Raw genomic sequence first — 10,083 nt, 5'->3', positions numbered from 1 at the left:
CCATAGAATCACATCGGCTGAATATTCCGAACAGCATCGTCATGAGTTGTGTCCATGAATCAAAGGTCTTGTAATAGCGGTCAGACCGGTGCTTGCTCACAAGCATCTCAAATTTGTTCCTTGGAATAAAACCTAATAATTGTTTGAAGATTGGCTGACCGACTAATTTCTTTTCTGTATTTTTATCACTCATATTTTTAGTTTGTCGTAAAACCAAAATATGAAAAAAGGAGCTTGCCAGATATGGCAGCTCCTTAAATTATTTTTTGTCGGTCAGTAGTGAAAAAGTATATTTTTTTCCATCCATTGCATATGGGAAAAGTTGCCCTGAAACGCTGTCGCCGATTATCAATTTCTTCTTCTTTGTTTTTCGTTTGCTTTTTTCCACAACGGCGTAAAAATCTCTGTTAGCCTGCGAAATTCTTTTGTAAGGCAGCAATAAAGATAAGGGAGAAACTGTGGCAAGCGCAAGTGTAAATATACTGAATGTAATTAAAAACCTTTTCATATCATTATGGAAATCAAAATATCAGAACTGGAAATAAATAAATTCGGACGAAACGCCGCCGCAAAATACTATGACAAAAATCAGCGTGAAATAAATTGCCCAACGTACAATTCTATATTTTAAAGGGATATTCTGAATGGCAAATTCGCCATTTCTGCCAAACCATTCAATAATTACAAATGAAATAATGTAGATGAAAATAAATCGTCCCCCTGTCGGCTTAGAGAGAATTGTTGGCGATAAAAGCCCCGAAATATAGTCCACTGCTTGCCCGATTGTTTCGGCACGGAAAAATATCCAACCTGCGACAACCAACAAAAAAGTAATTCCCATTTGGAAAATCTCTTTTAAATTAGGGAAAACACGGTTTTCTGCGACGGTATTTGTAAACTTTCGATTTTTTCCTGTCAAAATTTCGGGCAAAAACAACAAGGCGTGAAACGCGCCCCACGCAATAAATGTCCAATTTGCGCCGTGCCAAAATCCTGACACTAAAAATATTACGAATGTATTGCGTGCAACTTTTAGTTTTGACACACGACTGCCGCCGAGCGGAATGTAGAGATAATCGCGAAACCAAGTGTTGAGAGAAATATGCCACCGCCGCCAAAATTCGGCAATATCTCGGCTGAAATATGGGAAATTGAAATTTCTCAAAAACCTGAAGCCAAGCAATTTTCCGATGCCGACGGCCATATTTGAATATCCTGCAAAATCGCCATAAATCTGAAAAGCAAAAAAAATTGCCCCCATTAGCAGCGTGCTACCGGTAGAAACATCGTAATTCAAAAAAATACGATTGACTTCCAATGCGCAATTGTCGGCAATTACGATTTTCATAAACAATCCCCACAGAATTTGTCTGCAACCGTCAACTGCCAAAGTATAGTCGAATTTTCGGCGAGGGTAAATTTGTGGTAATAAATTTGTTGCTCGTTCAATTGGTCCTGCCATCGCTAGCGGGAAAATGCTAACAAAGAGGAAAAAAGAAACCACATCGCGTGTTGGCTCAAACTTCCGGCGATACACGTCAATAGTGTAACTCAAAGTATGGAAAGTATAAAATGAAATGCCTACAGGCAAAATTAATTTCAGTGTGTGCGGGTGCATTTGCACACCAAACAGTGAAGCCGCATCGACAAAAGAGTTTACAAAAAAATCGTAATACTTGAAAACGCCAAGTATTCCTAAACATACCGTACAACAGATGATTAGTATTGTGCTTCGTATTTTTTTGTTATCGTGCATCATAAGTAGCAAGCCCGCAGCGTAGTTTGTAAGCGAGCAAACCAAGATGAGCGACAGGTAGCGCCAATCCCACCAAGCGTAAAAAAAATACGAGGCAGCGAGCAGAAACAAATTTTGAAATTTTACATTTTTGCCAAGGAGCCAATAGATCCCGAAGACTATCGGCATAAACACGGCGAAATCGAGCGAATTAAACTGCATAAACCAATTTTCAGCACCTACTCTTTTACCTAGGGATTTTCGGTGTTATTTCCGTTGTGTCGTTATGCTGGTTCCACCGTTGAATTTTGTTTATGTCGAGCCATTGCAGACAACTTCCAAAGTTAGATAAATTGCCGTTTATATGCAATTTAATCGCGTTGCATATAAAAGCAATCCCATCCTTGCCTTGAAAGCGCCTTTGTTTGATGATTTGTTCTCGTTGGCTGATGCACCTGTAGGTAAATCGTTTGAAAATATAGCACATCTTGCAAGTGGCATAAAAGAACTATGCNATCGGTTTGAGCCGGAGATGTATGCGCACTTATGCCATTCTTTTGTAGCTTTGCGGCTGCATTATGGAATAGAAGAAGTGAGCAAGCACCGAAAGAATAGACTTCAGCAAAGCGAAGAGATTTGTAAAGGATGAATGAAAAGTTGAAAATCAGTGTGGTAATCCCAATGTTCAATGCGGAAGAAACCATCGCGCATACGGTGCAATCGGTTTTTGAGCAGGAGTACCTGCCTTATGAACTGATCGTAGTGGATGACGGTAGTACGGACGGCTCCAAGAAGCTCGTGGAGCACTTGTTTTCTGAATACGAGGGGGGCGTCGATACCAAACTGTTGGCACAGCCTAATGGGGGTGTCTCCAAAGCCCGCAATCGAGGTATGGCGGCAGCAAAAGGCGACTATATCGCTTTGTTGGATGCCGATGATCGGTGGCTTCCAAATAAGCTGTCCAGACAGGTCGCTATCATGCAAGAGCATCCGTCGATTGATTTTTTGGGCTGTAACCGCAATGGAGAACATTGGGATAGGTGGCTATTCCAAAAGTTTGAACAGCTCACGCCCATTTCGGCCAGGCTGCTGCTATATAAAACCTTTTTTGTTACCCCCACCGTTCTTTTCAAGAGAGAATTGTTGCAGGAGATAGGTTATTTCGATGAACAGCAGCGCTATGCGGAGGAAGGCAATTACTGGATTCGCATCAGTGCGCGAAAGCATTGCGTATTGCTCAATGAAAGTCTTGTAATTACCGGAAACGGCAAACCGCATTTCGGTCATTCTGGTCTTTCCTCCAACTTGAAAGAGATGGAAAAAGGCGAGCTGCGTAACATGAAATTGGGCTATCAGTTGGGCGTTGTGGGTAAGATAGAGTATTTTTTCCTTGTCTTTTATTCCCTGATGAAATATCTTCGTAGGTTTGCCCTTGTCAAATGGAGGAAGATATGATAGCCAAATACGGGTTTTGGGGAAGTTTGTGCATGATGATGAATCTATTGCGTACCAGGATTTTCTATTCGGGCGCTAGGCTCATCCGTTTCCCTTTCGAGATTCGCAATAGGCGTTACATCCATTTGGGAAAGGGCCTGACCACGGGTGTAGGCTGCCGCTTAGAGGCATTACCTCGGCTTGCATCACCTGAGTGCATCTATCTGGGAGATAGGGTACAGCTCAACGACTATGTGCACATAGGTGCCATAGATAGTATTCATATAGGAAATGATGTCTTGATTGCCAGCCGGGTTTTTATTACGGACCATAACCACGGTACTTTTGAGGGAGAGTGTGGGGATCAAATGGCGCTGCCTCCTATCGATCGTCCTTTGTATTCCAAGGCAGTCTCCATTGGCGATGCCTGTTGGCTGGGCGAACAGGTGGTCGTCCTGCCGGGCGTAGAGCTGGGACACCATAGCGTAGTGGGCGCTGCCGCGGTAGTTACCAAGAGTTTCCCTCCTTATTCCCTCCTCATTGGCAATCCCGCTAGACTGTACAAGCGTTTTAATCCAGAGAAAGGGGTATGGGAGAGCGTGTAGTATGGTGGACAGCGGCCATTGTGCTGTACGAAAATAATGAGCGTGAAGTACAGAATACGATAGCGAGCTGTTTGGCAAGTGCTTTTTTGAAGAGGCTCTATTTGGTAGACAATTCCAAAACGGATCGGTTGAGGTTCTTAGCGACCGATGGTCGCATTGAATATCTTCATAACGAAAAAAACAGGGGCTTTGGTGGGGGGCACAATATCGCTATTGAAGAAAGTAGTCGCCTGGGTGTTGCATATCATCTTATCCTCAACCCAGATGTTTACTTTTCGGAAGAGGTTATTCCTGCCTTGGTGACATTTATGGAAAGCAATCACCGTGTGGGCATGGTGATGCCCAAGGTGGTTTATCCAGATGGCCGCATTCAGCGACTCTGCAAACTGCTGCCCACGCCGGTTGACCTGTTTCTAAGACGTTTTTTGCCTGTTGAAAAAGGGCTTTTAGAAAGGCAAAAGCAGTACGAACTATGGGCTTATGATTACGACCGAGTGATGGATATACCTAACCTTTCCGGCTGCTTCATGTTTATGCGAAGCGAGGTGTTTGAGAAGGTGGGGCAATTTGACGATCGTTATTTCATGTATATGGAAGATTTGGATCTGGTGAGACGTATAGGCACGCAATACGATACGGTATGTTATCCCTTTGTATCTGTCTTTCATATCTATAAAAGGGGATCTTACGTAGACTTGCGTCTTTTGCTGCTGCATTTGGCTTCTGCCGTTCGATATTTCAATAAATGGGGTTGGCTATTTGATGGGAAGCGCAAGCAAAAAAATGGAGAAGTGCTTCAAAGGCTAGGAAAGCTAAAAGATATGTAATAATGATCCTTTTGGGATGTGGCAATTACAGATTAATTTACGTTTTAAGCGAAAAAAAGTGTTTCTTTGCATCTTGGATATTTTTACCAAAATATGAATATTTACACATCCTTCTATAGACTGATCATTTCCTGTTTATTTTTGTTTTCCATCGCTGGCCAAGTGTACGGGCAAGAGGTTAACCCGAACAACCTGAGCACGGTGAAAGTGGATGAGTTGAGCGATGAGCAGATACGGAGCTTTATTGCGCAAGCCGAGTCTTCCGGCATGAATGAATCCCAGCTTTTGCAAATGGCGCAGCAGCGTGGCATGCCCCAAAGCGAGATTCAGAAATTGCGCCAACGTATTATGCAGGTGCAAAGCCAGGGAGGCTCCAGCGGCAATAATTCCCGTAGGGGGTTCTCACCGTCCGGTAGAACTGTGGATAGTACAGCCGACGATAGCGTTGGCATGGAGAAAAGCCCCCAGCAGCTTTATGAAGATTCGTTGCGCTCGCGCATTTACGGAGCCAATCTCTTTATGAACGGTACGCCCAAGTTTGAGCCCAACCTCAACATCGCAACACCTATGGATTATGTGATAGGCGCTCGTGATGAACTGAATATAGATATCTATGGCAATTCGGAAGCCAGCTACTTGTTGACCGTCACACCTGACGGCAATATCAATGTCCCTTATGTGGGCATTGTCAATGTAGGCGGAGCTACCATCGAGCAGGCTACCGCACGCATTCGCCAAAAGATGTCTGGCGTGTACACGGCCATGCGCAGTGGCGGTACCAAGGTCAATATTTCGCTCAGCAACATACGTAGCATCAAGGTAGTGGTTACGGGCGAGGTAACCCAACCAGGCACCTATACCCTCCCTTCCGTAGCTTCGGTTTTCAATGCCCTCTACAGCGCTGGCGGGCCCAATTCAAACGGAACATTGAGGGATATACGGATAGTGCGCGACGGAAAAGTAGTTGCCCATTTGGACCTGTACGATTTTCTTCAAAATGGCTATACCAGTGCCAATATTGTCCTGAAAGACCAGGATGTGATACAGGTAGACCCCTATATAAACAGGGTAGAACTCGTGGGCGAGGTGAAGCGGGCCATGCTCTTCGAGACCAAGGAAGGAGAAAGTTTTTCCGATCTGCTTCGTTATGCGGGCGGATTCACCGAGTATGCCTATGATGGTAGGATATCCGTCATTCGCAATACGGGCAAGGAGCATCGTATAGAAGATTTGCTCAAAAGTCAGTTTACCCAGTTCGAGCCCCAATCGGGCGATGTGTATACCATACAGCGCATCCTGGAGCGCTTTGCCAATAGGGTTACCATCAATGGCGCTGTCTTTAGGCCTGGCCAGTACGAGTTGAGCCAGGGCCTCACTTTGTCCATGCTGATCAAAAAAGCCGATGGCCTGAAAGAGGATGCCTTTCAGAGCAAGGGCTATATCACGCGCCTGAAGGATGATTTTCAGCTGGAACAGCTCTCTTTTTCCGTAGCCGATGTATTGGCAGGTACACAGGAAGACATTGTGCTCAAGCGCGAAGACCTCATCGTTATACCCAGCCTTTTCGATCTCAGGGAAGAATACAAAGTTAGTATCGATGGTGAAGTGCGCAAAAAGGGTACCTTCAACTATGCCGAGGGCATGACCTTGGAAGAGCTCATCATGATGGCCGGAGGCTTCAATGAGGCCGCCAGTGCCCATCGCATAGAAGTAGCGCGCCGCGTGCGCAATGCCGATATTATGAACGAGGCGGCCACTACGGCACGCGTGTTTTTGGTGGATATAGACCGCAGCTTGAAGGATGCAACCAAAGGATTTAAACTACAGCCTTTTGATATGGTGGTGGTACGGTCGGAGGCTGGCTACCAAAGCCAGAAGACGGTACGCATAGAGGGGGAGGTGCTCTACCCTGGCACTTATAGCATCAGCCGCAAAGATGAACGCATTTCCGATATCGTGAAGCGTGCCGGTGGCTTCACTCCCTATGCCTTTGTAGATGGAGCCAGTTTGCGCAGGGAACCTGTTGTAAATGTGGATACCACGATGACCTCCAGCCGCGAAGACACCGTATTGGCCGAATTGACCCGGCAGCAGGAGCGGCAGCGCCTGGCAAGGGTAAGGGCCCTGCAGGGGAGCGTGGAATATGCGACGACCGATGAGGAAGACCTTCAATACTCCATCAACAATTACAACGTAGGAATTAATCTAAGCAAGATCATGTCTTCGCCCAAAGGCGAAGGAGACCTATTGGTGGAGCAAGGCGACTTGATTACCGTACCCAAGCAATTGCAAACGGTGAAGATTTCGGGAGAGGTGCTGGCACCCAGCACTGCCGTGTACAACCCCAACAGGAGTTTTCGGCAATACATTTCCCAGGCGGGGGGCTTCTCTCCACGGGCGCTCAAGAAGCGCGCCTACGTGGTCTATGCCAATGGCTCTGCACAAGGTACCGGCAAATTCCTGTTTTTCAACAATTATCCCAAGGTGAAGCCGGGCTCGGAAATTTTTGTGCCGCAAAGGCCACCGCGCGAACGGGTGTCTACGGCGGCATGGATAGGCATTGCCAGCAGTATAGTCACCACAGCGGTCTTGATTATCAATGTGCTTAGATAGGATAGTAATAAAGATTACAGCGTGTATATTTCTTTGTTTTAACGATGCAAGAATCAAATACAAATAGCCATATCAGGCAAAATGCGGATGATGAAATATCCCTGAAGGAGCTGCTACTGAAGATACAGCATACTTGGCGGTATCTTCTTGGCAAATGGTATATCTTGGCCATAGCCGTCATAATTGGGGCTGTGCTGGGACTTTGTTATTCCCTGTTTACCAAAACCAAGTACACCGCCACCACTACTTTTGTGCTAGAGGAAGATAAGGGCAGCAGTGGCATGGGATCCATGGCGGGCTTGGCCAGCATGATTGGCGTTAACCTTGGTGGTATGGAAGGCGCCGGTCTTTTTTCCGGCGACAATATCATGGAATTCCTCAAATCCAAACGCATGATCTACCGCACGCTCTTCACGCCCGTCACGGTGGGCGGCAAGCAGCAACTGATGGCCGACTGGTATGCTGACATTTACGGATATCGCGAAAAATGGTCGGAAATAGACACCCTAAAGGACTTTCAGTTCATTCCCAATAAATTGGGTGATTATAAACAGGATGCTATTTTAAGTTCCTTCCATAAGGAAATCATAAAGGATCTGCTCACCATAGAAAAGCCCGATAAGAAGTTGAACATCCTCTCGCTATCTATCGAAACGTTGGACGAGCGCTTTAGCCAGCAATTTAGCGAGGCCTTGTTGGCCAATGCCTCCAATTTCTACATACAAACCAAAACCAAGAAGGCGGAGGAAAACCTAACCGTATTGACCCATCAGGTAGATTCGGTACGACGCGAATTGAATGAGGCCATTAGTGGCGTGGCCATGGCCACCGAGGCCAACCCCAATGCCAATACGGCCTTTTCCACCCTGCGGGTGCCTTCGCAGCGGCGACAGGTAGACGTTACGGCCAATTCGGCCATCCTTACCGAACTGGTCAAGCAGCAGGAGCTGGCCAAGATTACCCTTCGCAACAATAAGCCCCTTATACAGGTCTTGGATAGGCCTTATCTTCCCTTGGAGAAGAGTAGAGTGGGCAAAATGAAAGGCATGTTTATCGGAGGCTTTTTAGTCGCCTTTTTAACTACCTTATACTTGTTGGCAAAACGTATTTTGCAAAGTATCATGGCAGAATAGGATCGATCTAGAGGTGGAGGCAACATGAGAAAAGGGGAGCATCACAACTTTTATTACCTCGTACAGATCTGTTTTGACGGTGCCGGCCTTGTGCTTACCTTTTTTTTGGCCATGTGTTTTGGCAAGCAGGCCGCCCTGGCAAGTGCTGATCTGGCGGATGGCCTTTTTCTGTTGTACCTGCTCATAGGCTGGTATTTTGCCTCCATTCGATACAGCCTCTACCCGCCGGTGCTGCACCATACCTTGCTCAAGGACCTCTTTGCTTGTTTCAATGTCATCGTCGTGCAAGTGCTGCTGTGCATCCTCTTCAGTTTCACCTTCAAGGAACAGCTTTACGGGCGTAGTTTTGTATTTATCTATGCCTTGGGACTGTTTGTACTGATGCCTATGTCGAAGATCGGTGTGCGCAAGTTTTTCTACTACTACTATGGCAAGGGCCGCTTTTTGAAACGTGTGGTGGTGGTGGGCGATGGGGTGTCTGGCAAGCGCTTTTACCATTTTATCCTCCAAAACCCGCTATACGGCTATGAAATGGTGAAGTATATTCCGGGCTCCATGATCGTGCGGGGACACCGGCAGGCCATGGCCAAATTGCAGACCATGGCCAGCGGCCTCAGCTCGCTGGGCCGCATTGACGAGGTCTTTGTGACCGAAGCGGGCAATGCCAGCTACGATACCCGCGAGATCATCAACATATTGAGCGCCTATGCCGTGCAGGTGCGCCTCATCCCCAAGGTAGCCTCCTACGCCAATGGGCAGCTGCAGGTGACCATGCTGGGCAGCTTTCCCCTCATCAGCATGGTGCAGGAGCCTTTGGAAGACGTGTTCAACCAGTTCTTGAAACGAGGTTTCGACTTGCTGTTCAGTACTTTGGTGCTTGTGTTTGTCTGCTCCTGGCTATTGCCGCTCATCGCCTTCCTCATTAAGCTGGAAAGCAAGGGCCCCGTTTTCTTCATGCAGGAGCGTTGGGGCAAGCGCAACAAGCCTTTCAAATGCTACAAGTTCAGGTCCATGTACACTGACCTGGGCGATAGCGACGAGAAAGGGACCTTTCGGCAGGCGCGCAAAGGCGACAGGCGCATCACCAAGATAGGCCGTTTCCTGCGCAAGACCAATTTGGATGAATTTCCTCAGTTTTTCAATGTGTTTCGCGGCGAGATGAGCGTGGTAGGCCCCAGGCCGCACGCCACGCTGATGAACCTAGAGGCTCTGCATGCCATCAACAAGTACTTGGTGCGCCATCAGTGCAAGCCCGGCATCACGGGGTGGGCACAGGTCAACGGCTTGCGGGGCGAGTCGGACAATCCCGAGAAATTGGAAGAAAGGGTAGCCTACGACGTATGGTATATACAGCATTGGACTTTCTGGCTGGATATGAAGATCATCTTCCTCACCTTCTGGAAAATGTTGGTAGGCGACAAAAACGCGTACTAGTAGAGTGGAGTTAGTACATTTGAGTAGAGACAGATTTAAAGATGAATAATTAAATTTGTTGTACTATGGGAAATCGAGTGTTCGACGAACAATTTAAAAGGATGGCAATAGAGCTGTCAACAGTAAAAGGCTCAGTAAAAGCTGCCGCGGAGGAACTGGACATGGATCCAAGTTTATTGAGTAAGTGGCGGAACGATCGGCGCTATAACGGAGGACATATTATCATGGATAAACCCGGAGTGAGCGAAGAAGATCAAAAGATACGTCGTTTAGAAAAAGAGTTGAAAGAAGCCAAAATGGAG

The 10,083-nt window shown here is 46.8% G+C and carries 10 protein-coding genes; 7 read left to right on the top strand and 3 right to left on the bottom strand.

The features are described 5' to 3' along the window. The 3 genes from A37S_RS26905 to A37S_RS0121875 form a co-directional block, all read right to left on the bottom strand. Window positions 1–193: DUF4372 domain-containing protein (locus A37S_RS26905; RefSeq protein WP_028298797.1), on the bottom strand; the 193-nt coding region annotated here is incomplete at its 3' end. Window positions 194–259: 66 nt separating this feature from the next. Further along, window positions 260–508, bottom strand: coding sequence for a hypothetical protein (locus tag A37S_RS0121880; protein WP_028298796.1), 249 nt, complete (start codon window positions 506–508; stop codon window positions 260–262). A gap of 21 nt (window positions 509–529) precedes the next feature. Continuing rightward, a complete protein-coding gene (locus tag A37S_RS0121875; protein WP_245586450.1) occupies window positions 530–1,924 on the bottom strand; it encodes an MBOAT family O-acyltransferase in 1,395 nt (464 codons plus the stop codon). Between the two features lie 456 nt (window positions 1,925–2,380). On the opposite strand from A37S_RS0121875, the gene A37S_RS0121865 reads away from it, so the two are divergent. From A37S_RS0121865 to A37S_RS0121835, 7 genes are all read left to right on the top strand, one after another. After that, window positions 2,381–3,190, top strand: a complete 810-nt coding sequence (locus A37S_RS0121865) for a glycosyltransferase family 2 protein (protein ID WP_028298793.1) — start codon at window positions 2,381–2,383, stop codon at window positions 3,188–3,190. After that, window positions 3,187–3,774 (top strand): DapH/DapD/GlmU-related protein, encoded by a 588-nt coding sequence (locus tag A37S_RS0121860; protein ID WP_028298792.1) that lies wholly within the window; start codon window positions 3,187–3,189, stop codon window positions 3,772–3,774. Before A37S_RS0121865 ends, A37S_RS0121860 begins: the two co-directional genes overlap by 4 nt. Further along, a complete protein-coding gene (locus tag A37S_RS0121855; RefSeq protein ID WP_028298791.1) occupies window positions 3,759–4,601 on the top strand; it encodes a glycosyltransferase family 2 protein in 843 nt (280 codons plus the stop codon). The genes A37S_RS0121860 and A37S_RS0121855 overlap by 16 nt, the downstream gene beginning before the upstream one ends. A gap of 93 nt (window positions 4,602–4,694) precedes the next feature. Continuing rightward, a complete protein-coding gene (locus A37S_RS0121850; protein ID WP_028298790.1) occupies window positions 4,695–7,214 on the top strand; it encodes an SLBB domain-containing protein in 2,520 nt (839 codons plus the stop codon). A gap of 44 nt (window positions 7,215–7,258) precedes the next feature. Continuing rightward, window positions 7,259–8,347, top strand: coding sequence for a Wzz/FepE/Etk N-terminal domain-containing protein (locus tag A37S_RS0121845; protein WP_028298789.1), 1,089 nt, complete (start codon window positions 7,259–7,261; stop codon window positions 8,345–8,347). Between the two features lie 24 nt (window positions 8,348–8,371). Continuing rightward, the gene (locus A37S_RS26475) at window positions 8,372–9,781 is read left to right on the top strand and encodes an undecaprenyl-phosphate glucose phosphotransferase (protein WP_051293391.1); all 1,410 of its coding nucleotides are present in this window, start codon (window positions 8,372–8,374) and stop codon (window positions 9,779–9,781) included. Between the two features lie 65 nt (window positions 9,782–9,846). Next, the coding region (locus A37S_RS0121835; protein WP_036603809.1) for a transposase at window positions 9,847–10,083 on the top strand (237 nt) is incomplete at its 3' end.

This window comes from Olivibacter sitiensis DSM 17696, from assembly GCF_000427965.1.
GTDB lineage: Bacteria > Bacteroidota > Bacteroidia > Sphingobacteriales > Sphingobacteriaceae > Olivibacter > Olivibacter sitiensis.
Note: the sequence above shows the minus strand (reverse complement) of the source record. Positions and strands in the feature narration are given on the sequence as shown.

Bases quoted from the DNA above. Each gene is read 5' to 3' on its own strand.
- A37S_RS0121880 (WP_028298796.1), bottom strand. From the start codon at position 508: ATGAAAAGGTTTTTAATTACATTCAGTATATTTACACTTGCGCTTGCC.
- A37S_RS0121875 (WP_245586450.1), bottom strand. From the start codon at position 1,924: ATGCCGATAGTCTTCGGGATCTATTGGCTCCTTGGCAAAAATGTAAAA.
- A37S_RS0121865 (WP_028298793.1), top strand. From the start codon at position 2,381: ATGAATGAAAAGTTGAAAATCAGTGTGGTAATCCCAATGTTCAATGCG.
- A37S_RS0121860 (WP_028298792.1), top strand. From the start codon at position 3,187: ATGATAGCCAAATACGGGTTTTGGGGAAGTTTGTGCATGATGATGAAT.
- A37S_RS0121855 (WP_028298791.1), top strand. From the start codon at position 3,759: ATGGGAGAGCGTGTAGTATGGTGGACAGCGGCCATTGTGCTGTACGAA.
- A37S_RS0121850 (WP_028298790.1), top strand. From the start codon at position 4,695: ATGAATATTTACACATCCTTCTATAGACTGATCATTTCCTGTTTATTT.
- A37S_RS0121845 (WP_028298789.1), top strand. From the start codon at position 7,259: ATGCAAGAATCAAATACAAATAGCCATATCAGGCAAAATGCGGATGAT.
- A37S_RS26475 (WP_051293391.1), top strand. From the start codon at position 8,372: ATGAGAAAAGGGGAGCATCACAACTTTTATTACCTCGTACAGATCTGT.